The 25371-nt window shown below is 50.7% G+C and carries 22 protein-coding genes; 16 read left to right on the top strand and 6 right to left on the bottom strand.

Annotated elements, in window-relative coordinates; genetic code table 11:
- Nucleotides 1–91 precede the first annotated feature (91 nt).
- From Q3O60_RS07215 to Q3O60_RS07205, 3 genes are all read left to right on the top strand, one after another.
- Nucleotides 92–874, top strand: coding sequence for a PEP-CTERM sorting domain-containing protein (locus Q3O60_RS07215; RefSeq protein WP_305893236.1), 783 nt, complete (start codon nt 92–94; stop codon nt 872–874).
- 260 nt (nt 875–1134) lie between these two features.
- Nucleotides 1135–2397 carry a mechanosensitive ion channel family protein gene (locus Q3O60_RS07210; RefSeq protein ID WP_369812646.1) on the top strand — a complete coding sequence of 421 codons (1263 nt, stop codon included), beginning with the start codon at nt 1135–1137 and terminating at the stop codon, nt 2395–2397.
- Nucleotides 2398–2480: 83 nt separating this feature from the next.
- Nucleotides 2481–3245 (top strand): substrate-binding periplasmic protein, encoded by a 765-nt coding sequence (locus Q3O60_RS07205; protein ID WP_305893235.1) that lies wholly within the window; start codon nt 2481–2483, stop codon nt 3243–3245.
- A gap of 23 nt (nt 3246–3268) precedes the next feature.
- Here Q3O60_RS07205 and Q3O60_RS07200 read toward each other — a convergent pair whose 3' ends face one another.
- Together Q3O60_RS07200 and Q3O60_RS07195 are read right to left on the bottom strand one after the other, a co-directional pair.
- Complete coding sequence (locus Q3O60_RS07200) at nt 3269–4672, bottom strand: DUF3482 domain-containing protein (protein ID WP_305893234.1); 1404 nt, start codon at nt 4670–4672, stop codon at nt 3269–3271.
- A gap of 13 nt (nt 4673–4685) precedes the next feature.
- Nucleotides 4686–5735 (bottom strand): DUF2868 domain-containing protein, encoded by a 1050-nt coding sequence (locus Q3O60_RS07195; RefSeq protein WP_305893233.1) that lies wholly within the window; start codon nt 5733–5735, stop codon nt 4686–4688.
- 290 nt (nt 5736–6025) lie between these two features.
- Here Q3O60_RS07195 and ahpC point away from each other — a divergent pair, with 290 nt between their 5' ends.
- Both ahpC and ahpF read left to right on the top strand, forming a co-directional pair.
- A complete protein-coding gene (ahpC, locus tag Q3O60_RS07190; RefSeq protein WP_305893232.1) occupies nt 6026–6592 on the top strand; it encodes an alkyl hydroperoxide reductase subunit C in 567 nt (188 codons plus the stop codon).
- Nucleotides 6593–6779: 187 nt separating this feature from the next.
- Complete coding sequence (gene ahpF / locus Q3O60_RS07185; RefSeq protein ID WP_305893231.1) at nt 6780–8324, top strand: alkyl hydroperoxide reductase subunit F; 1545 nt, start codon at nt 6780–6782, stop codon at nt 8322–8324.
- A 50-nt stretch (nt 8325–8374) separates the two neighbouring features.
- Here the strand turns inward: ahpF and Q3O60_RS07180 are convergent, their stop codons facing one another.
- Nucleotides 8375–9955 (bottom strand): serine hydrolase, encoded by a 1581-nt coding sequence (locus tag Q3O60_RS07180; protein WP_305893230.1) that lies wholly within the window; start codon nt 9953–9955, stop codon nt 8375–8377.
- A 151-nt stretch (nt 9956–10106) separates the two neighbouring features.
- Here Q3O60_RS07180 and folM point away from each other — a divergent pair, with 151 nt between their 5' ends.
- Together folM and katG are read left to right on the top strand one after the other, a co-directional pair.
- A complete protein-coding gene (gene folM, locus Q3O60_RS07175) occupies nt 10107–10874 on the top strand; it encodes a dihydromonapterin reductase (protein WP_305893229.1) in 768 nt (255 codons plus the stop codon).
- Between the two features lie 252 nt (nt 10875–11126).
- Nucleotides 11127–13388, top strand: coding sequence for a catalase/peroxidase HPI (katG, locus tag Q3O60_RS07170; protein ID WP_305893332.1), 2262 nt, complete (start codon nt 11127–11129; stop codon nt 13386–13388).
- Nucleotides 13389–13485: 97 nt separating this feature from the next.
- Here katG and Q3O60_RS07165 read toward each other — a convergent pair whose 3' ends face one another.
- Nucleotides 13486–14775: a DEAD/DEAH box helicase gene (locus Q3O60_RS07165; protein ID WP_305893228.1), complete on the bottom strand. Its 1290-nt coding sequence runs from the start codon at nt 14773–14775 to the stop codon at nt 13486–13488.
- 242 nt (nt 14776–15017) lie between these two features.
- Between Q3O60_RS07165 and cysG the strand changes: the two genes are divergently transcribed.
- Genes cysG through cysQ form a run of 6 tightly spaced genes read left to right on the top strand, consistent with a single transcriptional unit; the run spans nt 15018 to nt 21951 of the window.
- Entirely contained in the window at nt 15018–16424 is a 1407-nt protein-coding gene (gene cysG / locus Q3O60_RS07160; protein ID WP_305893227.1) for a siroheme synthase CysG, read from the top strand.
- Between the two features lie 11 nt (nt 16425–16435).
- Nucleotides 16436–17332, top strand: a complete 897-nt coding sequence (gene cysD, locus Q3O60_RS07155; RefSeq protein ID WP_305893226.1) for a sulfate adenylyltransferase subunit CysD — start codon at nt 16436–16438, stop codon at nt 17330–17332.
- Nucleotides 17332–18801, top strand: a complete 1470-nt coding sequence (cysN, locus tag Q3O60_RS07150; protein ID WP_305893225.1) for a sulfate adenylyltransferase subunit CysN — start codon at nt 17332–17334, stop codon at nt 18799–18801. The genes cysD and cysN overlap by 1 nt, the downstream gene beginning before the upstream one ends.
- Nucleotides 18798–20522 (top strand): SLC13 family permease, encoded by a 1725-nt coding sequence (locus Q3O60_RS07145; RefSeq protein WP_305893224.1) that lies wholly within the window; start codon nt 18798–18800, stop codon nt 20520–20522. The genes cysN and Q3O60_RS07145 overlap by 4 nt, the downstream gene beginning before the upstream one ends.
- 18 nt (nt 20523–20540) lie before the next feature.
- Nucleotides 20541–21146 (top strand): adenylyl-sulfate kinase, encoded by a 606-nt coding sequence (gene cysC, locus Q3O60_RS07140; RefSeq protein WP_305893223.1) that lies wholly within the window; start codon nt 20541–20543, stop codon nt 21144–21146.
- 37 nt (nt 21147–21183) lie between these two features.
- Nucleotides 21184–21951: a 3'(2'),5'-bisphosphate nucleotidase CysQ gene (gene cysQ, locus Q3O60_RS07135; protein WP_305893222.1), complete on the top strand. Its 768-nt coding sequence runs from the start codon at nt 21184–21186 to the stop codon at nt 21949–21951.
- On the opposite strand, the gene Q3O60_RS07130 is transcribed toward cysQ, so the two are convergent.
- Nucleotides 21948–22589: an outer membrane beta-barrel protein gene (locus tag Q3O60_RS07130; protein ID WP_305893221.1), complete on the bottom strand. Its 642-nt coding sequence runs from the start codon at nt 22587–22589 to the stop codon at nt 21948–21950. The two genes, cysQ and Q3O60_RS07130, sit on opposite strands and share 4 nt — an antisense overlap.
- A 130-nt stretch (nt 22590–22719) precedes the next feature.
- Here Q3O60_RS07130 and rsuA point away from each other — a divergent pair, with 130 nt between their 5' ends.
- Nucleotides 22720–23415, top strand: coding sequence for a 16S rRNA pseudouridine(516) synthase RsuA (gene rsuA, locus Q3O60_RS07125; protein ID WP_305893220.1), 696 nt, complete (start codon nt 22720–22722; stop codon nt 23413–23415).
- 125 nt (nt 23416–23540) lie between these two features.
- Here rsuA and Q3O60_RS07120 read toward each other — a convergent pair whose 3' ends face one another.
- Complete coding sequence (locus tag Q3O60_RS07120) at nt 23541–24215, bottom strand: DUF799 domain-containing protein (RefSeq protein ID WP_369812648.1); 675 nt, start codon at nt 24213–24215, stop codon at nt 23541–23543.
- Between the two features lie 177 nt (nt 24216–24392).
- On the opposite strand from Q3O60_RS07120, the gene Q3O60_RS07115 reads away from it, so the two are divergent.
- Nucleotides 24393–24638, top strand: a complete 246-nt coding sequence (locus tag Q3O60_RS07115) for a GlsB/YeaQ/YmgE family stress response membrane protein (protein ID WP_305893218.1) — start codon at nt 24393–24395, stop codon at nt 24636–24638.
- Between the two features lie 112 nt (nt 24639–24750).
- Nucleotides 24751–25365, top strand: coding sequence for a catalase (locus tag Q3O60_RS07110; protein ID WP_305893217.1), 615 nt, complete (start codon nt 24751–24753; stop codon nt 25363–25365).
- Nucleotides 25366–25371: the final 6 nt, after the last annotated feature.

Here is a 25371-nt window from a genome sequence, read left to right as displayed (position 1 = left end):
ACTTTATGATTCCTTTGCATTTAAATATCATGGCGTAAACATTGCTGTGTTGGTTTACTCTCAATGATAAAATCCCTTTATGGAGGAAGCTATGAAGGCACTTAAACCTGTCGTATGTGCTATTGGTCTGGTATTTTCGAGCCTGGCCAGCGCAGGACCTATTTTAATTATTAATGGTGCAGATCAGACAACGGAAGTAGGTACTACCAGCGCTGTAACTGCTAATCTGACATCCTTGCATGAAGCGGTTGGAAACACGGTCACTGTTAGTAATACTATACTGGGTGACTTATCTGGTTTTTCTCAGGTATGGGATGTACGCTTTTTTAATGCTGCAGCACTGGATGCCGGATCACAAACTACCTATCAAAACTATCTGAGCAATGGTGGTGGATTATTTTTAATGGGTGAAAACTCAAGTTTTATGGCACGAAATAACTCGATCCTCTCGCTTATTGACATGCTAGGTGGTGGTTCTTTAGGTTTTCAAGGCTCTTGCCAAAGTAACCAAACAGTGTACGCACCTTTTAATGAGCCAAATGTCGTTACTCAGGTCAATTACAGTGCAGCAGGTTGTTTTGATGGTACCGGTACTGGGCAGTGGATTACCTCACGTGCTGATGGAGCTCAGGGCTCAGGCCTGGCTTTTGGTGTTGGCTCATTGACCAATGCGATGGCGGGTAGTTTAACAACCATCCTCGATGTAAATTTCATGATGAATCAGAATGATTTGCCAAATTCACAAGAGCTGACCAAAAACCTAATCTCTTTTGTCGGTGATCAAACCGAGCCGACTCCGGTTCCAGCCCCAGCTAGCTTCTTATTGCTTGCTGCAGGTTTGATTGGCTTGCGTTTTAGTCGTAAATCGGCCTGATTATACCAACCGCAGATAAAGCAAACTTCTCCACGCGCACATTACAGTGCGCGTGTTTTATTACGAAAAATCAATAAACCAGACATTATATTCTGGAATGTGAGCCTATCTTCATTCTGATATACCAATGCGCTTGCAGTAAGTGACGCTAAGGCATTAGGTCACGAGCCGTTTGAAAGAGAGCGGCATTAAATCGTCATTTTTTCATTCCCAAGAATCGGTTACACTAGCCATATCTTTCTCATTATAAATGATCAGACATGAACGAGTGGCTAGCTACACTTCAACACTGGCGTGAACTGTCGCCGGAACTGTTTATGGCCTCCAGCCTTGCGGGCTTGGTTTTATTATCCTGGCTCGCTAACTGGCTCACCAAAAATATTCTGGTCCGTGCTGTTTCCAAAGCCTTTAATGCCACCCCTTTCGCACAAAATTCGTTGCAGCAGGATTTTGGCATCATTGCGCGGCTATCCAATGTAGTACCAGCCCTGGTGCTGGCTGCTGGGGTAGGATATATCCGGGATGTGCCTGAGCCTTTGGTCGAGGTGGTTCGCAATGTCAGTAATGGCTTTATTGTATTGACCATTGCCATGGCGCTCAGCAATGTGTTGACCATGGTCAATACCCTGTATGAACGCCGACCTAACTCCCGTACCAAGCCGATCAAAGGTTATATACAGCTGCTGAAAATCATCATCTACACAGTAGCCTTTGTGCTCATCGTCGCCATGCTCATTAACCGCTCCCCTCTGATCCTACTATCAGGTATGGGCGCCATGATGGCAGTCATGCTGTTGATTTTTCAGGATACTATCTTATCAGTGGTGGCCAGCATTCAGATTGCTTCCAACGATGTGATACGCGTCGGTGATTGGGTCGAGATGCCACAGCTCAACGCCGATGGCGATGTGATTGATATTGCCTTGCATACCGTGAAAATCCAAAACTGGGATCGTACCATCACCACCATTCCTACGCGCCGCTTTATGACCGATCCTTTTAAAAACTGGCGTGGTATGCAGCAATCTGGTGGCCGGCGCATCAAGCGCAGCCTGATGATCGATCAGCAAAGTGTCCACTTTATCAGCGCTGAAGAACGCTCGCGGTTAAATCGCTTTCGTTTGCTACAGGAGTACCTGCCAGAGAAAGAGCAAGAAATAAAAGCCTGGAATGAATCACTGAAAGAGCAGGGGCAAGAGCCGGTAAATACCCGCCGCATCACCAACTTGGGTAGCTTTCGTGCTTATGTCGAGCGCTACTTGAGAAGCCATCAGCATGTGCATCAGCACATGACCTTGATTGTGCGTCAGCTCGCACCTACGCCGGATGGCTTGCCACTAGAGATCTATTGTTTTACCAACACCACGGCATGGGTCGCTTATGAAGGCATTCAATCGGATATTTTCGACCATCTGTTCGCCATTTTGCCTGAGTTTGGCTTGCGGATGTATCAGCACCCAAGCGGGTTGGACTTACGACAAATTAAGGTAGAAGGCTTAATGCCAGCCAATCCACAAGACTAGGGGGTTAAAAGTCTTTGCGTGCGTGATTATTGGCGTACTATCTGCCATAGTTACTTTAGTATGTGTCTTGAGTGGGTACACCAATGGTGAAAATACTGCGTATAACGGGGTTGCTAATAAGCGGGTGGTGGTTCTCTATACAGGCAGAGCCAAGCTCCCTAACCGTTTACACAGAGCATTTTCCTCCATACAACTTTCAGCAGCATGACAACATTGTTGGTATCAATACCGAGTTGGTACAAGCCATGTGCCAAAAAACAGCCATCGATTGCCAGTTTGTGCTTTACCCATGGCGCAGAGCCTATGAAAATGCCCAGCGTGATAGCTATGGGGCCCTTTTCTCAACGTCTCGCATGCCTCAAAGAGAGGCAGATTTTCAATGGGTTGGTCCCTTGATGTACTCCACCGCCTATTTGTACCGACTTCGCAGCCGACAGGAGGTCAACCCACAAAATCTAGAGGATGCCAAACAATTTGTGATTGGTGTGGCACACGGCGATGTTTATGAGATCTATTTAAAGAGTATTGGCTTTGATTATGGCACCAATTTGGTAGGTTTCGTTGCCAAAGCCGACTCGATTGGGCCTTTTCTACAGCATAAAGTCGATTTGATCATAGGCTCTCCCAGAGTGATCCAAGTCTGGCTGCAGCGCTATGGCAAAGAAAGTTCGGAGGTAGAGCCAGTCATTGAGTTTGATATGCTGGGTCTTAATTATCTGGCAGTCAATCTCGATGTCGAACCTGAGCTTGTCGATCAACTGCAACAAGCTCTGGATGAACTCAAGTCTTCGGGTGAAGCAGAACGTATCGTACAACAGTATATGAAGGACTTCTCATACCCACATTAACAGACCAAAAAACACCCGGTTATTTACAGAAAACTTTGCTGCTGTTCCTGCTGCAAAACGGCCTTTAACCGCTGCTGCAGACCTTCGCTAATCCAGTCCGCCAGTTCTTGTTGCTGCTTACTTTTCCACTGGTCGTTTTGCAATTGCTTTGCCCATTGCAGTAAACGGACTTGCTCTGGCCGCGACCAATCACTCGCCTTCGCCGTCAGAGCCAACCGACTGCGCTCGGCATGCGGTCGCAGCCAAAGTAATTGGGTGAAAGTCAGTGCCCGAGCCATGACCACCAAAGGAAAATTAGGGTGCTTCACCGGCCCGACATAACTTTTTTTGCCACTGAGCGGCAACCAGCCAAGTCGCTTCCCTGGCAGCTGTTTGCTGGCCAACCATCCCCCAGCGGTTCCCAACACGCCCCCTGTTAACGCCCCTAGCATCATGGTGCTGCCGGCTAACCCCATATCAAGCATGGCGCCTGCCGCCATACCCGCGCCGCCACTCACTACCAGCAGCTCTTTTTGCTGCAGGCCCCATAAATACCAGGTTTCGGTATTCATGAGCTGATCGTGATCCAACTCCCAATTGACGTCGCGCTGCAGCTCTGCCTGTCCATGCCCCCACTGGGTTGCTAATTGCTGAAATAACTGAAGCTCCGCCTGATCCAATTGCTGCTGTAAGTAGACTTCAGGGCTATCAGTTAACAAAGGAGGCAGTGTCAGTAAGGGTTCGCGGCGACTCACTTGCCGACACCAGTACTCGGCCAGCTGCAAACTAACATCGAGCAACCGTTGCTGATCGCGCGCCGCCAGTTGCTGGCTCAATCGGGTTAAATCAGCCGTCCACTCTGGTGTCAGTTCAGCCATGGCTTTGAACAACGCCTGTCGGCTGGGTAAACTGGCCGTCATGGGGTTAAACACGCGGACCCACTGAAAAAACTGACTTAAGGTCGCCTGCCAGGCCGCCGCGTTATGCTGCTCACTCATCGGGTTAATCAGCGCCATTCTGGGCTGGCCGGTCCAGCGTAAAATCTCCATTTCCGCCTCATCGGCCCGGCTAACCTCGTTGGCCGCATCGGTCACGTACAAGATACCACTGCCTGCCATAATGGGCTCCAGTAGCCGACACTCATCCGGGAATTGCTGCTGGTGCTGTGGCTCGGCCAGAAAAGCACGGATCCGCTCAGGGCGATCTGCAGGCGCAACCGCTACTTGCTCCAGCCAAGCCAACACTTGTCTGGCGCGTTGAAAGCCTGGTGTATCCGTTAATGCCAGTACCACTTTATTCTGCATCCGAAACTCAAAACGCTCGGCCTGCTCTGTAGTACCAGACTCCACGCCTATTCGTACGGAGTCATTCTCCACCAAGGTGGAGACAATGGACGACTTGCCTTGATTCGGGTGGCCGACCACACAAAACTGTGGGCATCGCGACATCATCATTTCCTTGTCAATTCCCTATCCAAACCAGTTCATGCTGTCGGGCAAAGGCTTGCCAACTGGCGATATGCCGCTCCGGCACGGTTTGCGCATCGGTTTGTAACCAAATGGCTTGCTCAATCTGCTGCTGCCTGGCCTGTTGCATCCAATCGGCCAGCTCAGCCACCGGGGAACGACTGGCAGGCACGCGCCATAGCAGTCGTTTTGGCTTGCTGGCCAGACACTGTTGCCATTGTTGCTGATCGTGCTGCCAGTCTTGCACCCCCAACTGCAAGGCGCCAGTTGAGGCCAATTGCCAATTCACCACTTTAGCATCTTGCCATTGCTCCAACACCGCAGTGGCTAGCTGGTTGGTACTGGCATTTTTTTCAGTCGCTTGGCGTGAAGAGGGTATGGCGACGTGTATTTGCGAGCGCTGGGCATGATGCCAGCGCCAACGGCAAAAAAGCACCAACCCCAGCCGGGGGAGGATATTGTAAAAAAGCACACTCGCCAGTAAAAATGGCCACCAGCCACTGGCCTGCTGCAAGCTGGTCTCTGTGGTTTCAACACGAGCAAAGCGTGTCAACTCTATCATGGCAGCATCAGGAACAGCCGCAGGCCACAAAGCAGCCCAAGGACAACTAATCAGGCGAATAGTCTCAACCAACAGCTCGCTATTAAACAAGAGTGTGGAGCTCCAGCCAAATGCCAGATCAGAAAACAACAACAGCAGTAAATACACCAGCACAATACCCAACGCAAACCAGACCCACAGCCATTGCAGTTGACTGAGCAACCACCACAACTGTTGCTTATTCGGTTGCCAGAATACCGATTGACCGCTGAAGCGGCTGAGCCACGGCTTGGCAGGGCGAAACAACCAAACGACCGACACCAGGCTGCCCAGCATAGGCATTCCAGCCCATAACAACCACACCAACAACACGTTAATGCGACCATCGGCACTGTAATTTAGCGCGCCTGCCCCGAGCAGCATACCGGCCAGCATGGCCAGCGGCCATAGCCACCAAAACAAATGCAGCTCCGAGCTCTCTTGTTGTTGCTGTATAAAAGGCATTGCGCTCCATCGGTAAACATCATCGAATGGTCATTATCTTATGCCAAGATCCAGCCAGTGCATACACTGAACCTGCTGTTTTTAGCTGATGAATGGCAAAGTCACCATTGAGAAATGCGCTATCAGCCCTAATCTATAGTGAGTTGCGAGCAGTAAGCACAGGATGACAATATCGTTATCGATAAAAACGATTAAACCTATTTGTTTTATTCGTTTTAAAATAAATCTGTAGCTTGATAAAGTAGCTGCAGTTGAGACACACCCAATCATTAACCTAAAGGAGTAAGACGATGTCTTCTATTATCAATACTAAGATCAAGCCATTTAAAGCGACCGCATTCCACAATGGCAAATTTGTTGATGTGACCGAGCAGGATTTATTAGGCAAATGGGCTGTGGTCTGTTTTTACCCTGCCGATTTCACCTTCGTTTGTCCAACTGAGCTGGGCGACTTAGCGGATTTCTACGCTAAATTCCAGGAAATGGGTGTAGAAGTGTACTCTGTATCAACTGATACGCATTTCACCCACAAAGCATGGCATGACGCTTCTGAAACCATCAAGAAAATTCAGTACCCAATGATCGGCGACCCAACCGGTGCCATCACTCGTAACTTTGGTGTGATGATTGAAGAAGATGGTTTGGCACTGCGTGGTACTTTCGTTATCAACCCAGAGGGCGAAATCAAAGTTGCTGAAATTCATGACTTAGGTATTGGCCGTAGCGCTGCTGAACTGTTCCGTAAAGTACAGGCTGCTCAGTATGTTGCGAACCATGATGGCGAAGTATGTCCTGCTAAATGGACACCAGGTGAAGCTACGCTGGCTCCATCTTTGGACTTAGTAGGTAAAATCTAACTTGCTACACCGACCGTTGCCAGACAGCGGTTGCTGAACCCCGCTTCTTAGCATTCATGTCAAGAAGCTGGTCCCGGCTTCCCCTGTTTAATGAGTTAACTGGTCTCTGTCAGCGCCTCCGGGCGCTGACAACACTATCTTTTTGCCTGCACGGCAGCAATAAAATGCCACGTTATGGAGTACAACGATGTTAGATACGAATCTGAAACAACAACTGAACACTTACCTGCAAAACCTGAAAAGTCAGGTTGAATTGGTCGTATCTCTGGACGATAGCGCCAAGGCAGCTGAAGTGCATGAACTGGCGACCGAAATCGCCGAACTGTCCGATTTAGTGACCTTACGTCGGGACGATGCTGCCGCTGAGCGCATTCCTTCGATGCAAGTCCGCTCGGTGGAAAAAGACACCTCGATCAATTTTGCCGGTGTGCCACTGGGGCATGAATTTACTTCTTTGGTGTTGGCTTTGCTGCATTCAGGCGGACACCCGATTAAAATTGAAACTGATTTGATTGAGCAGGTACGCCAATTAAAGGGCAGTTTCAAATTTGAAACCTTTATCTCATTAAGCTGCCAAACCTGCCCGGAAGTGGTGCAGGCTCTGAATATGATGGCAGCGATTAACCCGGACATCACCAGTGTGATGATCGATGGTGCCGTTTTTCAGCAAGAAGTGACTGACCGTAACGTCATGGCAGTACCAACGGTATTCCTGAATGGCGAGCAGTTTTCACAAGGCGCTATTACGCTGGAACGTATTATCCAGAAAATCGACGTCAATGCCGAAGCCCGTCAGGCCGATGCATTAAAGCAAAAAGACCCTTTTGATGTCTTGGTAGTGGGCGGTGGCCCGGCCGGTGCTTCCGCAGCCGTTTATGCCGCTCGTAAAGGCTTACGCACTGGTGTATTGGCCGAGCGCTTTGGTGGTCAGGTCGCTGATACCGTAGGTATTGAAAACTTTATCTCAGTGCAATACACCGAAGGCCCTAAGCTGGTCAATGCACTGGAAGCCCATGTTCGCCAGTACGAAGTCGATATTATGAACAACCAGCGCGCGACCAAGCTCAGCAAAAGCGAACAGGTCGAGCTGGAGCTGGCCAATGGTGCCGTACTGAAAAGCAAGACACTGATTCTGGCACCCGGTGCCCGCTGGCGTGAAATGAACGTACCGGGTGAGCAGGAATACCGTGGCAAAGGTGTCGCCTATTGTCCGCATTGCGATGGCCCTTTGTTTAAAGGCAAAAAAGTTGCCGTCATTGGCGGTGGTAACTCCGGTATTGAAGCAGCGATCGATTTGGCTGGTATCGTTGAGCACGTCACTGTGCTGGAATTTGCCGCCGAACTGCGCGCCGATGCCGTGCTGGTGAAAAAAGCGCATTCGATGGGCAATATCACCATCATTGCCGAGGCCGAAACCACCGAGGTATTGGGAGATGGCAACCGCGTCACTGGCCTAAACTACAAAGATCGGGCGAGCGGTGAAACTCATAAAGTCGAGCTGGCAGGTATTTTCGTACAAATCGGTCTGGTACCGAACACCGAATGGCTTCGTGGTGCGTTAGAATTAAGCCCGCGCGGTGAAATCATCGTCGACGAGCGCGGCCAGACCTCACTGCCAGGTGTGTTTGCTGCCGGTGATGCCACCACCGTGCCCTATAAGCAGATCGTTATTGCAATGGGCAGTGGTGCCAATGCTTCACTCGGTGCCTTTGACTATCTGATCCGCCACTAATTTCATAAGCGCGTCCCCTTTGCGGCAACCTTCGGGTTGCCGTTTTTTTATCACTCACTCTTTTTGAACACAGTGCTGCGCATGTAGGGAGCCGGGTAAATGCCGACTTGCAACAACTGGGGTCGTAAAGTCCATTCGACCTGAAGCTCCAGTTGGCCTTGGTCATTCATAGCAAAATGGACAAACTTCTCGCGTTGCGCTTTGTTGTGCCAATGTGCCCGGTACGTATCGCCCTGCCAATGCTCCAGGGTCAGAACTGATACAGCATCATCCCAGAACTCCAGCCGCAGCTGACCATTGTCATGGTGCTGCACTTCGGCACTACCATACAAATCATGCCGATAACGGCCAGTGATCTGTTCAGGTGTCAAACTCGCTGCACTATCCGCTTGGCGCTGTTGCTCAATCTGCTGGCGCGCTGCACTGGCTTCGGCAAAGTCGCGTTGGTACTGCGAAAAGTAATGCTGATGCCAGTCTTGTGCAGATAAACCAGCCATACGATCGATGATGGTTCGGGTTACCGCCGGGCGGAAGTTTTCAAAGGTATTGCCAATCACAATGATGCCCAGCTCCAGCTCTGGCACTAAGGTAATGTGGGTATTAAAACCATCGGTGGCCCCGCCATGACTGGCAGTTGCGAAACCACGGTAATCTTCTAAATACCAACCGAGGCCATAGGCACGAACGGGCTCGGTACGGCTGGCACGGCTGACGACCACTTGCGGGGTAAACAGTTCGGCCATCACGTCATCGCTCACCAACCTTTGGCCCTGATAAACTCCGGCCTCACCTAAGTTGAAACGCAACCACTGCGCCATATCGTACACACTGCTGTTGACTGAGGCCGACGGGCCGACATTATCAAAGTTGCGTCGGGCGATGGGCACCACTGCGCCGTCGATAAACTGGTGAGGCAAGGCAATATTGGCATCATCTGGCATAAATTGGGTAATAGACGTATTGCTGCGCTGCATCGTCAGGGGCTGGAACAGACGTTGCTGGATAAATTCATCCCAGCTTTGGCCACTGACTGCCGCAACCACTTCGCCAGCCACTGAGTACATGACGTTGCTGTAAACGAAACTGCTGCGAAACGGCTGCTCAAACTCATGATACTGCATCTGCCGGATCACCTGCTCACGGCTGGCCGTCGGCATAAACTGAATGCGATTACCAGTGATGCGGCCCAAGCCTACCTGATGCGTTAGCAAATCACGAATACGAACTTCCTCCGTGACCCAATCATCTGCCAGCTGAAAGTATGGCAGATGGTCGATGACTTTATCATCCCACTGCAACTTGCCTTCATCTACCAGGATACCCAGCGCGGTAGCTGTCATTGCCTTGCTGGTGGAGGCAACGCCAAACAGCGTATGCTCGTTCACCGGCAGCTCAGAGTCTAACCCCAGCGTGCCAAAGCCCTTGACGTAAATCAGCTGATCCTGATACACAACAGCCACAGCCATACCCGGCAACTGCCAATCGCTGCGGCCTTGCTCAATCCACGTATCCAGCCCAGCCAGCGGCTCTGATTGAGTCGTACCAGGTGCACAACCTGCCAGCATTACCACAGCTACAGTGCTCAGCAAGACCTGACGAAACGAATGAGAAGAAGTAAAAAATAAATGCATGCAGCCCTCGTGGCAAATCAATCAAGGCCAGCATACTAGCCGATCCGGTCGGTCAGCTGCAATGATTGCAGAGGTAGGTATCAATAGCAGAACTAATCCTTTTTCAGCCACGGTGCGTACTGATCCCCTTTCAGACAGGGATAACCAACCTATGCAGATTGAACCAAACCCAAAAGGCGTCATTGTGATCACCGGTGCGGGCCAGCGGGTAGGCTTGCACTGTGCGATAGCCTTACTGCAACAAGGCTATCAGATCGCAGTCAGTTATCGCAAAGAATCCGCTGGCATCAAAGCGCTTCGAAGTGCAGGGGCCCATTGTATTTATGCCGACTTTCAATCACTGAATGACATTGCTGCCTTTGTCGAGGCATTGGCCGTATACCCGACTATCCGGGCTCTGATTCATAATGCATCCAGTTGGCAACCTGATCCACCTTTGCATCAACGCCAGCCATCCGGCAGTGTACTCGGGCAATTGCAGCAAGATGCCAAGGTGTTTGACGCCATGCAACAGGTTCATGCCAGAGCTCCTTTTTTACTTAACCGGGCTTTGCTGCCGCAGTTAACCGTTGGCACCGAGCCTACTGATATCGTTCATCTCACCGATTTCGTCGCCAGTGTCGGTAGCAGCAAACACCAAGCCTATGCGGCGTCGAAAGCTGCGCTTGAAAATCTGACACTGTCATTGGCCAGAAAGCTGGCACCCGGCGTGAAAGTCAACGCGATTGCACCGGCTTTATTGATGTTTAATGAGGGCGATGATGCAGCCTATCGCGAAAAGGCCTTAGCAAAATCATTAATGGCTACCGCACCGGGGCCAGATGAAGTACTCAACAGCCTGCTGTATTTACTTCATAGCCGTTACATCACCGGCCGCGTACTCGCCTTGGATGGTGGTCGTCATTTGAAGCTGCCGTAAACGATGCATCAGAACAAGCCAGCACATTTAAATCTATTTTTTAAATTAGGGTAATCGATTTAAATCACAATATACTATTAAAACCTTACTATACTATCTTCAAGGTTACTTTGCGACGCAAAGGCAGTTGGGCTCGTTTGCTGTGCATACAAGCCAGTTGCTCAATGCTTATTTAGAGGCAAAGGCGACCTGTTCTTGCATATCAACCCACCGTGGCGTTGAAGCAAACTCTTAACCTGAAGGAAATAAATGATGAAACGACCGCATTTTAATAGATCAATGTTGGCTGGCATGATGAGCATCTTGCTGGCATCTGGCTCGGTTTTTGCGAACTCACAAACAGCCGAGATGAGTAAACCACAAGGAGCCGTCGGCTCAGGAACGGCCACTGTAGGCGCAGTACGAAACAATCAATTTTGGTGGCCGGATCAGCTCGATTTGTCACCACTGCGCGCCCATGATGTTCGTTCCAACCCCTATGGCGCTAACTTTAGTTATGCTGAAGCCTTTAGCAAGCTTGACCTTGACCAAGTCAAACAAGACATCGATCAACTGTTGACCACTTCACAAGATTGGTGGCCGGCAGATTTCGGTAACTATGGCCCTTTCTTTATCCGCATGACGTGGCACAGCGCGGGTACTTACCGGACCTTGGATGGCCGTGGTGGCGCAGGTGGCGGCCAACAACGCTTTGATCCACTCAACAGTTGGCCAGATAATGCGAGTTTAGACAAAGCCCGGCGTTTACTCTGGCCCATTAAGCAGAAATATGGTGAATCCTTATCATGGTCAGATCTCATCGTCTTGGCTGGCAATGTCGCTTTAGAAAACATGGGGTTTGAAACCTTCGGTTTTGCCGGTGGTCGTGCCGATGATTGGGAACCGGATTTAGTTTATTGGGGCCCTGAAGTTGAAATGCTGGCCAGCGATCGTGAAGATGTTGATGGCGAGCTACAACGGCCTTTAGGCGCGACCCACATGGGGCTTATTTACGTCAACCCGGAAGGGCCAAGAGGAGTGCCTGATCCTGTAGGTTCGGCGAAAAACATTCGTGTTGCCTTTGATCGTATGGCCATGAACGATGAAGAAACGGTAGCACTTATTGCTGGTGGCCATACCTTTGGTAAGATGCACGGCGCGCACAAGCCTGATGATTGCCTGGGGGCAGAGCCTGGTGCCGCGGGCATTGAAGAGCAAGGCCTCGGCTGGAAAAACAGCTGCGGTAAAGGGCATTCGGAAGATACCATTACCAGTGGCTTAGAGGGTGCGTGGACGCAGGCACCAACACGCTGGACTACGCTGTACTTAAGCAACTTGTTAAACTTTGAATGGGAGCAAACACGCAGTCCGGCTGGTGCGATTCAGTGGATCCCAACCGATGAATCGCTGCATTCCTCAGTACCGGATGCACATATCGAAGGAAAGTTTAACCCACCGGTCATGACGACCGCGGATTTAGCGCTTAAATTCGATCCGGAGTATAAAAAAATAGCAGAGCGTTTTCTGGCCAACCCAGAAGAGTACCGGTTAGCCTTTGCCAAAGCATGGTACAAACTAACCCACCGAGATATGGGTCCTCCGCGTAACTTTTTAGGCAAAGAGGTCCCTGCTGAAGTACAGGTATGGCAGGATCCGATTGATGATAACACCCGTTCCACCATCAACAGTCGGGATGTCAATCGCCTGAAAACGGCTATCTTAGAATCTGGCCTGACCGTTCCTGAGTTGGTCCGTGTCGCCTGGGGCTCTGCCGCCAGCTACCGCAGCTCAGATATGCGTGGAGGTGCAGATGGTGCCCGCATTGCATTAGCCCCTCAAAAAGACTGGGCCGTCAATAACCCTGAAGAAACTGCCAAAGTGCTACAGGCATTAACGGCCATTCAAAGCGACTTCAATAAAAGCAGACGCAAAGTATCTCTGGCTGATTTAATTGTACTGGGTGGCGCTGTTGCGATAGAAAAAGCGGCGAAAGATGCCGGTTATAGCATTGCAGTGCCCTTCAAGCCGGGTCGTGGTGACGCGACGCAAGCGTTCACTGATGTCAACTCCTTCAATCAACTCGAGTTGACCTCTGATGGCTTTAGAAACTACTTTGATGTCGATGCCAGCTACAAGTCTCCGACTGAAATGCTGGTGGATAAAGCGGCTCAACTGGATCTATCGGTGCCCGAAATGACCGTTTTGGTTGGCGGCTTGCGCGCTCTTGATGCCAACTACCAAGGCGCTCAACATGGCGTATTTACATCGAACCCCGGCACCTTAAACAACGACTTTTTTGTCAACTTGCTCGATATGTCTACCGTATGGAAAAAGGCTGACGATGACGGCGTTTACCAGGGGTTGGATCGCGCTAGCGGCGAACCAAAGTGGTCGGCAACCTCGGTTGACTTGATCTTTGGCTCCAACTCAGAGCTGCGCGCAATTGCGGAAGTCTATGCATTTGACACGTCCAAACAAAAGTTTGTTGACGACTTTGTAGCCGCCTGGACCAAAGTGATGAACTTGGATCGCTAACCAAAGCTGAGTGTCATTCTAAACACCAAAAAAGGGCCTGTTGGCCCTTTTTTATGGTTATAAACCCTACATCATAGCGCTAGATCATGTCTGCGCATTAACCTGCGTTCGGCGTTCTGGCCGGACGACTGCGCTGACTGCGGGCTTTAGCCGTCGCCGAACCCGTACTACGCTGACCATCCTGATGTTGGGTTTTCGGCCGTTTTGGCTTGTGTTGCCGTGGTGCCGTTAAGGGGCCCGTCTCCGGCAATGGATGCACCGGTTGGTAGCCTTCCAGCTGAGCACGAGGGATCTTTTGTTTAATGACCCGCTCAATATCACGCAGCAGTTTCACGTCATCGGCACAGACCAGTGATACCGCATGGCCACTGGCGCCAGCACGACCCGTCCGGCCAATACGATGCACATAATCTTCCGGCACATTGGGTAAATCGTAATTCACCACTTGCGGCAATTGATCAATATCCAAACCACGGGCAGCAATATCAGTCGCTACCAGCACGCGGGTATCGCCGCTTTTAAAGTTGGCTAATGCTTTGGTCCGTGCGGCCTGACTTTTATTACCATGAATGGCTGCCGCCTGAATGCCCACAGCTTCCAGTTGCTTGGTCAGCTTGTTGGCGCCATGTTTGGTTTTGGTAAACACCAATACCTGCTGCCAGTTGTTATCAACCACCAAATCAATCAACATCGCAGCTTTACGGCTTTTATCAACCGCATAGACGCTTTGCTCGACGCGCTCAGCGGTGGTGTTTTCCGGGCTGACCGACACTTCCAACGGGTTGTTGACCATGGTTTTTGCCAACGCGCGGATCTCAGTAGAGAAGGTCGCCGAAAACAGCAGGTTCTGCCGCTGCTTTGGTAAAAACGCCAGAATTTTACGAATATCGCGAATAAAGCCCATATCCAACATTCGATCGGCTTCATCCAGCACCAGCACTTCCAGCTGATTAAAGCGAATGGCATTTTGCTGATACAAATCCAACAAACGGCCAGGTGTTGCCACCAGTATATCGACGCCTTTACGCAGTTTCTGCATTTGCGGGTTAATTTTTACACCACCAAACACCACCGTGGAACGAAGGGGCAGACCACGACCATAACGCTCAACACTGTCCGCTACCTGAGCTGCCAACTCACGCGTCGGCGTTAAAATAAGTGCCCGCGCCTGATTGGCCTGCGCCGGCTTGCCTTTGGCGAGGATCTGTAAAATAGGCAGGGTAAAACCCGCGGTCTTGCCGGTGCCAGTCTGGGCAGCCGCCATTAAATCTCGCCCAGCCAACACGGCTGGAATGGCTTGCGCCTGAATAGGTGAAGGGGTGTCGTAACCTTCGGCTGTAATGGCAGCCAGCAGGGGGGCCGATAAGCCCAGAGAGGCAAAACTCATAGATTCTCACTTGTTGTGCAAAATATCGCCAGAATGGCAGCCGGGCAGGATACAGGATCTGGCCTCAAATCGCTATCTTTATCCCAATACCAGCCTAAGCTTTGTGCTTGAGAGCATAGAAGATCTACTCTTAATTCCTTTTGGTTATATCTGAGCGCGATCCATTCTTTTATTAAGGCCATGCAGACGGCTATTCTATACGCTGACGAATTGGCTTGATGGCCCGATAACAGAGGCACCCGATGGACTTCTTACCTATTTTTACGCAATTGCAGCAACAACCCGTGCTGGTCGTCGGTGGCGGGCCGGTTGCGCTGCGTAAAATACAGCTGCTGCTGGCTGCCGGTGCAAAAATCACAGTATTGGCTCCGAGCATCTGTGCTGAAGTGGAGGCACTGGCTGGTGAGCAATTAAACTGCCTCTATCAACGCTTTGGTCAGCACGAGATTGCTGGCTACAAGCTGATTATTGCCGCCACTGATAAGCCTGCGGTTAATGCTGAGATTTATCAAGCCGCTCAAGCCGCTAATATCTGGATCAATGCAGTCGATGATCCCGAGCATGGCAACTTTATTTTCCCGGCCATTGTCGATCGCAGCCCTATCGTGGTGGCTATTTCCTCCGGTGGCAATGCCCCCGTGCTGGCGCGTCGTATCCGCGAAAAAGTGGAGCAATTACTGCCGCAATCCATCAGTTTAATGGGCCAGTTTGCCGCCCGCTGTCGTGATCAGGTCAAAGCCGCACTGCCGACCATAGATCAGCGCCGTGATTTTTGGGAGCGTTGGTTTAGTGGCCCGGCTCAACAGTTGATCGCCAGTGGCCGCCAGCAAGCGACTGAGCAACTGTTTCAACAGCAATTGGCTGATTTTTCGCCGAATCAGGGCGAAGTCTACATTGTTGGTGCAGGGCCCGGTGATCCGGAATTATTGACTATCAAAGCCATGCAGTACATGCAACAAGCCGATGTCATCGTGCATGATGGCTTAGTCAGCGATGATATACTAGCCTTAGCACGACGCGATGCCGAGCGCATCAGCGTGGCCAAGCAGGCCGGCTTTCACAGCTTGCCACAGGATGAGATCAACGCATTATTGGTCAAGCTGGCTCAGGCTGGCCAGCGGGTTTGCCGGTTAAAAGGTGGTGACCCTTTTATTTATGGCCGTGGCGGCGAAGAATGTGAAGCACTGGCCGCTGCAGACATTCGTTATTATGTGGTGCCGGGCGTCACTGCTGCCGCTGGTTGCGCTGCCTATGCCGGTATTCCGCTGACGCATCGCGACTATGCGCAAACGGTACAGCTGGTGACTGGCCACTGCCGTGCCAATGGTGATGAACCAGACTGGGCCTCTTTGGCCAAAGCCAGACAAACCTTGGTGGTGTATATGGGTTTAATTAACAGCACCACCCTGACCGAACAACTGATCAGCCATGGGCGGGATGCCAATACGCCGGTGGCGATTGTCGAAAATGGTACCCGGCCAGAGCAGCGCAGCGTCACCGGCACGCTAGAACAACTACCGGCGCTGATCAACCAGCATCAACTGAGCAGCCCGGCACTTATTATTATTGGTGAAGTGGTGGCTTTAGCCTCCAACTTGCAATGGTTTCACACGGTCGCTGCTAAGCACAGCACAACTGAAGCAGCCTAGGAGTAACACAGATGGCGTTATCGCATTTACAACAACTGGAAGCGGAAAGCATTCATATTTTCCGCGAAGTCGCCGCCGAGTTTAAAAAGCCGGTGATGCTGTATTCCATCGGTAAGGATTCATCGGTGCTGCTGCATTTGGCACGCAAAGCCTTTGCCCCCGGCAAAATTCCATTTCCACTACTGCATGTGGATACCAACTGGAAATTTCGCGAGATGATCCAGTTCCGTGATCGGGTCGCTAAAGATTACAACGTCGACTTACTGGTGCATAAAAACCCGGAAGGGCTGGCGATGAATATCAGCCCCTTTGTCCATGGCAGTGCTAAGCACACCGATGTGATGAAAACTCAGGGGCTAAAGCAGGCACTGAATCAATACGGTTTTGATGCAGCCTTTGGTGGCGCCCGTCGCGATGAAGAAAAATCCCGCGCCAAAGAACGGGTGTTTTCCTTCCGCGATAAACACCACCGTTGGGACCCAAAAAACCAGCGTCCTGAACTGTGGAACCTGTACAACAGCTCCATCAATGAGGGCGAAAGCATCCGGGTGTTCCCACTGTCCAACTGGACCGAGCTGGATATCTGGCTATACATTTTGCAGGAAAACATCGACATCGTGCCGCTGTATTTAGCCAAAGAACGGCCTGTTGTGGCCCGCGATGGCAGCTTGATTATGGTCGATGACGACCGTATGCCGATTGAGCCGGGCGAGGTGATTGAGCACAAGTCGGTCCGTTTTCGTACCCTTGGCTGTTACCCACTAACCGGTGCCATTGAGTCCACGGCCAACACCTTAGAAGGCATCGTCGAAGAAATGCTACGTGCCCGAACCTCCGAACGTCAGGGGCGGGTGATCGATCAGGATCAGTCCGGTATGGAATTGAAGAAACGTGAGGGGTACTTCTGATGAGCAGCGTACTGGAAGCAACATCATTACAACAGCAGCTCGACGAGCTGGGCATTCGTGGTTACCTGCAACAACATCAGGACAAAAGCCTGCTACGCGTGCTGACCTGTGGCAGTGTCGACGATGGCAAAAGCACCCTGATTGGCCGCTTGCTGCATGACAGCCAGCAACTGTACGATGATCAGCTGGATGCGTTAAAAAGCGATCACAAAGGTCGCAACAGCGATGGCGAACTGGAACTAGCCATGCTGGTCGATGGTCTGCAGGCCGAACGCGAGCAAGGCATCACGATTGATGTCGCCTACCGCTATTTCTCCACGACCCAGCGTAAGTTTATTCTGGCCGATACACCGGGGCATGAGCAGTACACCCGCAATATGGCGACTGGCGCGTCCCATTCCGATGTGGCCATTTTATTGGTCGATGCACGCCATGGTGTCTTGACCCAAACCAAACGCCATAGCTTTATCTGTGCTCTGCTGGGCATCAAGCATTTTGTGGTGGCGGTCAATAAAATGGATCTGATCGGCTACGCTGAAACCGAATTCAGCCGCATCAAAAAAGATATTCTGGCCATCACCACTCAGTTGCAGGTGCCTCATGTCGATGTCGTACCCTTAAGTGCGCTAAAAGGTGAGAATATTACTCAGCCTTCAGCCTCCATGCCTTGGTATCAGGGGCAGCCATTATTGCCCTTGCTGGAAACGCTACCGATCCCGGACCGCAGTGGTCAGCACACCCGCTTTCCGGTGCAGTACGTGATTCGACCCGATCTTAACTTCCGTGGCTTTGCCGGCACTTTAACCGGTGGCCGTCTCGCGGTTGGCCAAGCCGTCAAGGTGTACCCATCGGGTCAACAAAGCACGGTGCGCAGCATTGAAACCTTTGCCGGTCAACAGCCTTCAGCCCAAGCCAGTGAAGCGGTAACGCTGACCTTGCAGGATGAAATCGATATCAGCCGCGGCGACTGGCTGGTCCCAGTGGAAGAGAGTGTCACGCAGAGTAACCGTGCGCTCGCCTATCTGGTCTGGTTTAATGAACAGCCGCTGCAACCTGGCCGGTTGTATGACTTAAAGCTAGCCAGTCGCAAAAGCTCGGCCAGCATCAGCCAGCTAGATCATAAGATGAATATCAATACGCTGCAGAAAATCGATGCCGACGATGTGCAGATGAACGACATTGCACTGGTGGAGCTGGAGCTGACTGAAGTGCTACCACTGGATAGCTTTGCCGATCATCCCGGGACTGGCAATTTTATTCTGGTCGATCGCTTAACCAACGCCACCGTTGCCGCGGGTTTGATTCAGACCGTGTTAGCGAAAGAAAGTCAGAGCATTCCAGCGAGCTTCACTGCCTTTGAGTTGGAGTTCAATGCTTTAGTCCGCAAGCACTTCCCGCATTGGCAAGCCAATGATCTATCCACGCTCGTGGAAGAGCTCCGCGCCAAAGACCAAGCAGAGAAGAAATGACCCTACAGCAGTATGGGGTTATCACCCTGCTGCTGGCTCTGGTTGCCGGCCTGATAGTAAGCAAGCGCTCACCGGCCTTTTGGTTTGGTGGTGCCTTGCTGTTCAGTTATCTGGTTGGCTGGCTGGAACTCGACAAAGCATTAACCAACTTCAGCAACCCCTCACTCATTACCTTGGTGTTGTTGTTGCTGATTTCCATTGCCATCGAAAAAACCCGGTTGGTCAGCTGGCTCAGCCATAGCTTTGAGGGCAAAAACCTTAGCCTGGTAGTAGCACGGCTCAGTCTGTCCAGTGGATTCTTGTCATCCTTTGTCAACAATACCGCCGTGGTATCGACCTTGATGGCGTCGCTACGGCAACATCCACATTTTGCTGCCTCCAAGCTGTTGATCCCATTGTCCTATAGCGCCATTTTAGGTGGTATGCTGACCTTAATCGGCACCTCGACCAACCTGATCGTCAATGGTTTTGTTGAAGAGGCTGGCTTGCCCAGCCTTGGCTTTTTTTCCTTCACCTTGCTTGGCCTGATTGCCTTTGCCGCTGGTCTGGTGGTCCTGATGATTGGCGTGCACTGGCTACCCGATACCCGTAAGCAACACGATGAAGCCGCACCTTTTTACTTAAGTGCTCATGTGGATAACAGCAGTCAACTCGCTGGTAAAACGGTAGAGCAAAATGGTCTGCGTGAGCTGCAATCGTTGTTTCTGGCCGAGATCCAACGCGGTGAGCAGCATATTTGTCCGGTCCGCCCCGATACCGGGATACAGGCTGGTGACGAGTTGCGCTTTGTCGGCGATATTCAGGCCGTTTCACGGCTGCAAAGCTTCCCGGGCTTGCAGCTGGTGCCGGATCAAGCCGATCAACAAGGTGAGTTGATGGAAGCGGTGATTAGCTACAGCTCCAAGCTGGTTGGTAAAACCTTAAAAAACTTGCGCTTTCGCGAGCAGTACGATGCGGTGGTGATTGCGGTTCGACGCGGCCATGAAAGGCTCAATGGTGGCCTCGGTGATTTAGAGCTGCATGCTGGTGATGTGCTGATCTTATCCACCGGCAAAGACTTTCCTGGCCTGAATGAACTGAGTCAGGATTTTATCTACGTTAATGGCCTTTCGATTTCGACGCCTTTATCGTCGAAACGTAGCCACTGGGTACTGGCCGCCTTCGCCGCTACCTTGCTCTTATCCTTATTGGATATGGTGCCGCTGGTGAAAGGCTTGCCGGTGCTTTTGGTTGGGTTATTGGCCACTCAGGTGATCCATCTGAATGAATTAAAGCGCCGTTTCCCGCTGGAGCTATTTGTCATTGTCGGCGCTGCCATTGGTCTGGCGCAGCTGATGATCCAATCCGGCGTCGCCGGCATGATTGCAGCAGGCCTGAACCAGCTGGTCGATGGCAGCGGAGCCTATGGCGCACTGATTGCTATTTTTATTGCCACCTGGCTGTTTACCGAAGTGGTCACCAACAATGCCGCCGCCGCGCTGACCTTTCCGATTGCCTATGCCATGGCATTAGAGCTAGGCGTAGACCCTACGCCATTTTTTATGGCAGTCGCCTTTGGTGCTTCAGCTAGTTTTATTTCTCCCTTTGGTTATCAAACCAATTTGATGGTGTACAGTGCCGGTAACTACCAGCTAAAAGACTATGCCCGACTCGGGATCCCAATGGCTTTGGTGTATAGCAGCGTGGTATTGCTATGCTTACCGCTGATTTTCCCTTTTTAATGCGTTTATGGATACAAGATGACTGACAATATTGTTTGGCAACAACATCAGGTAGGTCGCGAGCAACGGGCTGATTTATTCGGCCATCGCAGCGGCGTGCTATGGTTCACTGGATTAAGCGGCTCCGGTAAGTCCACCGTGGCTAATGCGCTGGAACAAGCACTGGCGGAGCAAGGCTTTCATACCTACTTGCTGGACGGCGACAATGTGCGCCATGGCCTGTGCGCCGACTTGGGCTTTAGCGCCGAAGACCGGACCGAGAACCTGCGCCGGGTTGGTGCAGTATCCGGCTTAATGGTCGATGCAGGATTATTGGTACTTAGCGCCTTTATTTCGCCTTATCGCAACCAAAGAGCGCTGGTTCGCAGCTTTTTACCTGAAGATAGCTTTATCGAGGTGTACATTGCTACGCCACTGGAGGTTTGTGAGAAACGCGATGTTAAAGGCCTGTATCAAAAAGCGCGCAAAGGCGAAATTAGTCATTTCACCGGCATCTCTGATCCCTATGAGGCACCAGAACAACCGGATTTGGTCATCGACACCTCCAGCAGCACCTTGCAGGAAAATGTCGCCCAACTGTTGCAACTGCTGCAACAGCGTGGTTGGATCAAAGCCAACCGCTGAGTAAGCACAACAAACATATAATGATGAAGCCGATGCTATGAAACTGCTATTACAACAAATCATTCAACTGGCAGAGCAAGCCGGAGAAGCCATTCTTGACGTGTATCACCGCGATATCACCGAGCAGGGCATTCAGGCCAAAGCTGACGACTCGCCACTCACCGCTGCAGATCTTGCAGCGCAGCAGGTGATTAGTGAACGCTTGCAACAGCTGACGCCGGATATTCCACTGCTGTCGGAAGAAGCTGCAACCACGCCATGGAGTGAGCGCCAGCATTGGGAGCGCTTCTGGCTGATTGACCCAGTCGATGGCACCAAGGAGTTTATTAAACGCAATGGTGAGTTTACCGTCAATATTGCCTTGATTGAGAAAGGCAAAGCAGTACTCGGTGTGATCCATGCTCCGGTTCTGCAAAAAACCTATGCCGCCTTAAAAGGTGAAGGCGCACTGGTACAGGAAAAAGGTGAGCAGTACCGCATTCAGGTTAGTCGCCCCGCTCCAGGCGAAGCCATCAGAGTGGTTGGCAGCCGCAGCCACCCAAGCCCGGAGCTGGCAGACTACGTCAAGAAATTTCCGCAGCATGACATTGTCGCTGTGGGTAGTTCATTAAAGTTTTGTCTGGTGGCAGAAGGCAGTGCTCATGTCTACCCACGCTTTGGCCCGACCATGATGTGGGATACCGGCGCAGGCCATATCATTGCCGAAGAAGCAGGTGCCTCGGTGCAATTTACCGGCCTGGGTGACGCGGTATACCATCGCGACGAATTGCTTAATCCAAACTTTATCGTCTCGGCGCTGCATTAGAAACTAAAACGAGCACCGAGCTTACCCTGAGTAAAGGTTCCACCCAAAAAGTCACCCCGAGAGAATTCAGCAAGAACTGAGATGTTTGGGCTAAAGAAGTAATGCAAGCCAACAGCTTGGGTAAACTGGCTTTTATCCACGATACCCGACTCATCCAGATACTCGTAGCCCAAACGGCCATACAACTCAACCTGAGGTGTAATCATGCTGCGCACAGTGCCTTCAATCTTTAAATAGTCGTATTTATCTTCAAAGCGCTCAATAAAATTACCATCCACGATGGTATCCTTCAGCTGGTAATTGCCAATATAACCAGCTAAATCCAACGTCGTATTCGGCGCAAAGGGCGTGATCACGCCAAGTCCGATTGCCTGATTGCGAATACGGTACTCATCATAACCATCACTGAAGCGCACGGTATCTTCCACCCGACTGTACTCACCGGCGATAAACAAATGCTGGTTAATTTTAAAGGAACCTTTCAGACCATAGCCACTGTAATCGTTACGATCGCCATCGAACTTATCTTCAAAAGACAGAAAACTGCCTTCGATATAGCGATGGCCAGGCCACTCAGCAGCCGTTGCGGTAAAGCACATTGCACCTGCTAATGCAGACATTAGTAGAGATAAGCGCATAGATCGATCTCCTAAACCATAAAGTAGTACTGTTTGTAGCCTAGTGCCTGCAGCTTAATTGAAGCTGAACAAGCTTTTATGGGTCAACTGAAGTAAAATACGCATCTATTGTTGATAAGGTTTTTTCTGTATGCGATTGGATAAATACCTCAGTGCCAGTACTGGTTTAACCCGCTCCCAGGCCACCAAAGTAATCCGCCAGAAGCGTGTCACCGTCAATGGTTTGCTGGCCAAACAAAGCGCCATGCAACTGCCCGCTGATGCAGTAGTTGAGCTCGATGATCAGGTCGTAGCACCAACGGGCCCGCGCTATATTGTGCTGCATAAACCCGCCGGCTATGTCTGCTCCAGTGATGACCCGGAGCACCCGACTGTAATGCAGTTACTGGATGAGCCACTGCTGGAAAAACTAAATCCGGTCGGGCGATTGGATTTGGATACCACAGGCTTGCTGCTGATTACCGACGATGGCCAGTGGCTGCATCGCATCACATCCCCCAAGCATCATGTTGCTAAAACCTATCGGGTCTGGCTGGCCGATCCCATTCCAGCCAGCGCTGTGCAAGCCTTTGCTGATGGCGTATTACTTCGTGGTGAAAAAGACCTGACCCTACCCGCTGAGCTGAACATCGTTGCCGAGCAAGAAGCTTTACTCACCATCCACGAAGGCCGCTACCATCAGGTAAAGCGCATGTTCGCCGCCATCGGCAATAAAGTCGTGCGCCTGCACCGGGAAAAAATAGGTGATTTTCAACTGCCAGACGATTTGGTGGAGGGTGAGTACAGGGAATTGAATTTGTCAGAAATAGAGTTAATTGAGAGTTAATATAGCGCAAGTACAGTATTAGGCTTGATAGCATGAATTCGTTTAAGCCGATGCAAAATCACATCGGCTTAGTCTGGAAAACAAATGGGCCAAAGACCCAATTAAACACGCCTTAGGGCAAAAGTTTACTTTTGCTTCTCGCTTGTTACTGGCTGACCATACTTGGGTGATCTTGGGCCATAAAGCAGCCCATTATGACTTTCAGCAAACAACAGCCGGTTGGAGCTAATGGCTGCAATATCAAAACCGCGGTCGGTGATGGTTTCAATGATTTGATTCATCGCCGCTTCTACCAGCATACCTACCAAGCCACCTCCACTGTTTCCTCGACTTTCTGCAGATGATGCTGTTGCTTTGTCTTGCCACAAGACATTTCCTGAGCGCAAATCAACCAGGGTAGCTGAGATTGCCACTACGGTCTCACTCGACAACACTACATAACTGGTACCGTATTTTTCAATCGTCATGTAAAGGCCAGTATCAGCACCAAAAATTTCATGGACTCTTTCAAAAGGCACGGCATGAATATCCGTTGCTTCGGTCAACCCATTGTTGCGGAATGTTTGTTCAACCAAGGTCACAGGAAACACATAGTAGCCCGATTCTGCAATAGGTCCTGTGACCTGCGACAGTAAACTATAAGGCGCAATAACCTCTACACTGTTGTTAATCGGTGGCAATACCAGTATCGAGTGAGGATCTGCATTGCGAAACGCACTGTAATCATGCGCTGACGGCATACTCACACAACCAGTCAAAACAATGACCGCACCTACAAGGCCTAACTTCAACCACTGCATAAGGGTGTTTTCATTATTTTTAATCATGAATAACACCGTCCAAAGGGGCAGTTCAGCAAACAAATCCTACTCCGACACTGGCTTTTTTGCTGAATCAAGTATCATTCACCCGGTTCTCCTGCTATTTTTTGAAGGCGAACTTTGCATTATTGAATAACAACCATAAAGAGGAAGTTTATGAACTTTATCATTTTTCTATTGATCGGCGCCCTTGCTGGCTGGCTGGCCGGGCAACTCATGAAAGGCCGTGGTTTTGGTCTGATTGTGAATATTATTGTCGGGGTTGTCGGCTCCTTTATTGGTGGCATCGTGTTTAATGCGCTCGGTCTTGGCCCCACCAATCTGATTGGTACCTTAATTATGGCAACAATAGGTGCCGTGGTGCTGTTGTTCTTATTAAGCCTTATCAGTAAAAAAGCATAAACCGATCTTCAACACATCCAAACCCCAGCCAATAGCGTAAGATGCTATTGGCTAATTTTATTCAGGGGTTTTCATGATCAAGGTCTCATCAGTTCTCACGCTCACGTGCGTGATGACACTTACTGCACTGCACGTAAACACAGCGTCGGCTCAAACCAATCCGAACGATTTTATTGAAGTATTTCAGCAGCTTTCCGGTCATCATGCCGGTGAGCGTAAAGGCCATGCCAAAGGTGTTTGTGCTGTTGGTGACTTTACCGCCAGCGAAGCTGGGCAACAGGCATTTGATATTGCTTTATTTTCTGGCGAAACATTACCAACTCAATTTCGCTTTTCGATGGCCGGTGGTAATCCGCATGTTCCTGATTACCACCGCTCACCACGCGGATTAGCCGCTCAATTCACCTTGCCTGATGGCAGTAAACACAATATTGCAACCCTGACGACGCCGGTATTTGGTGCCAAAAACCCTGAAAATTTCCTTGGCTTATTGCAAGCCATGCGGCCGAATGCAGAGGGCCAAATGGATGCCGAGCGAATTGCTGATTTTCGTCGCGCACATCCAGACACGCACGCGCAAGGGGCCTGGCTAGCGGCTAAACCGCCACCCTGGAGTTATACCACTACGGAATATTTTGGCCTGCATACGTTTTACATACGTGATCATCAAGGCGATGCCGTGAAGATCCGCTGGCATTTATCGCCGGGTGATGGCATCAAGGGCTAGTCAGAA

It is taken from the genome of Alkalimonas collagenimarina (assembly GCF_030717845.1).
Classification (GTDB): Bacteria; Pseudomonadota; Gammaproteobacteria; order Enterobacterales; family Alteromonadaceae; genus Alkalimonas; species Alkalimonas collagenimarina.
Note: the sequence above shows the minus strand (reverse complement) of the source record. Positions and strands in the feature narration are given on the sequence as shown.

Bases quoted from the DNA above. Each gene is read 5' to 3' on its own strand.
- cysG (WP_305893227.1), top strand. From the start codon at position 15,018: ATGGACTTCTTACCTATTTTTACGCAATTGCAGCAACAACCCGTGCTG.
- rsuA (WP_305893220.1), top strand. From the start codon at position 22,720: ATGCGATTGGATAAATACCTCAGTGCCAGTACTGGTTTAACCCGCTCC.
- Q3O60_RS07145 (WP_305893224.1), top strand. From the start codon at position 18,798: ATGACCCTACAGCAGTATGGGGTTATCACCCTGCTGCTGGCTCTGGTT.
- ahpF (WP_305893231.1), top strand. From the start codon at position 6,780: ATGTTAGATACGAATCTGAAACAACAACTGAACACTTACCTGCAAAAC.
- cysQ (WP_305893222.1), top strand. From the start codon at position 21,184: ATGAAACTGCTATTACAACAAATCATTCAACTGGCAGAGCAAGCCGGA.
- katG (WP_305893332.1), top strand. From the start codon at position 11,127: ATGAAACGACCGCATTTTAATAGATCAATGTTGGCTGGCATGATGAGC.
- Q3O60_RS07215 (WP_305893236.1), top strand. From the start codon at position 92: ATGAAGGCACTTAAACCTGTCGTATGTGCTATTGGTCTGGTATTTTCG.
- Q3O60_RS07180 (WP_305893230.1), bottom strand. From the start codon at position 9,955: ATGCATTTATTTTTTACTTCTTCTCATTCGTTTCGTCAGGTCTTGCTG.
- folM (WP_305893229.1), top strand. From the start codon at position 10,107: ATGCAGATTGAACCAAACCCAAAAGGCGTCATTGTGATCACCGGTGCG.
- cysN (WP_305893225.1), top strand. From the start codon at position 17,332: ATGAGCAGCGTACTGGAAGCAACATCATTACAACAGCAGCTCGACGAG.
- ahpC (WP_305893232.1), top strand. From the start codon at position 6,026: ATGTCTTCTATTATCAATACTAAGATCAAGCCATTTAAAGCGACCGCA.
- cysD (WP_305893226.1), top strand. From the start codon at position 16,436: ATGGCGTTATCGCATTTACAACAACTGGAAGCGGAAAGCATTCATATT.
- Q3O60_RS07130 (WP_305893221.1), bottom strand. From the start codon at position 22,589: ATGCGCTTATCTCTACTAATGTCTGCATTAGCAGGTGCAATGTGCTTT.
- Q3O60_RS07115 (WP_305893218.1), top strand. From the start codon at position 24,393: ATGAACTTTATCATTTTTCTATTGATCGGCGCCCTTGCTGGCTGGCTG.
- Q3O60_RS07195 (WP_305893233.1), bottom strand. From the start codon at position 5,735: ATGCCTTTTATACAGCAACAACAAGAGAGCTCGGAGCTGCATTTGTTT.
- Q3O60_RS07120 (WP_369812648.1), bottom strand. From the start codon at position 24,215: ATGCAGTGGTTGAAGTTAGGCCTTGTAGGTGCGGTCATTGTTTTGACT.
- Q3O60_RS07165 (WP_305893228.1), bottom strand. From the start codon at position 14,775: ATGAGTTTTGCCTCTCTGGGCTTATCGGCCCCCCTGCTGGCTGCCATT.
- cysC (WP_305893223.1), top strand. From the start codon at position 20,541: ATGACTGACAATATTGTTTGGCAACAACATCAGGTAGGTCGCGAGCAA.
- Q3O60_RS07205 (WP_305893235.1), top strand. From the start codon at position 2,481: ATGGTGAAAATACTGCGTATAACGGGGTTGCTAATAAGCGGGTGGTGG.
- Q3O60_RS07200 (WP_305893234.1), bottom strand. From the start codon at position 4,672: ATGTCGCGATGCCCACAGTTTTGTGTGGTCGGCCACCCGAATCAAGGC.
- Q3O60_RS07110 (WP_305893217.1), top strand. From the start codon at position 24,751: ATGACACTTACTGCACTGCACGTAAACACAGCGTCGGCTCAAACCAAT.
- Q3O60_RS07210 (WP_369812646.1), top strand. From the start codon at position 1,135: ATGAACGAGTGGCTAGCTACACTTCAACACTGGCGTGAACTGTCGCCG.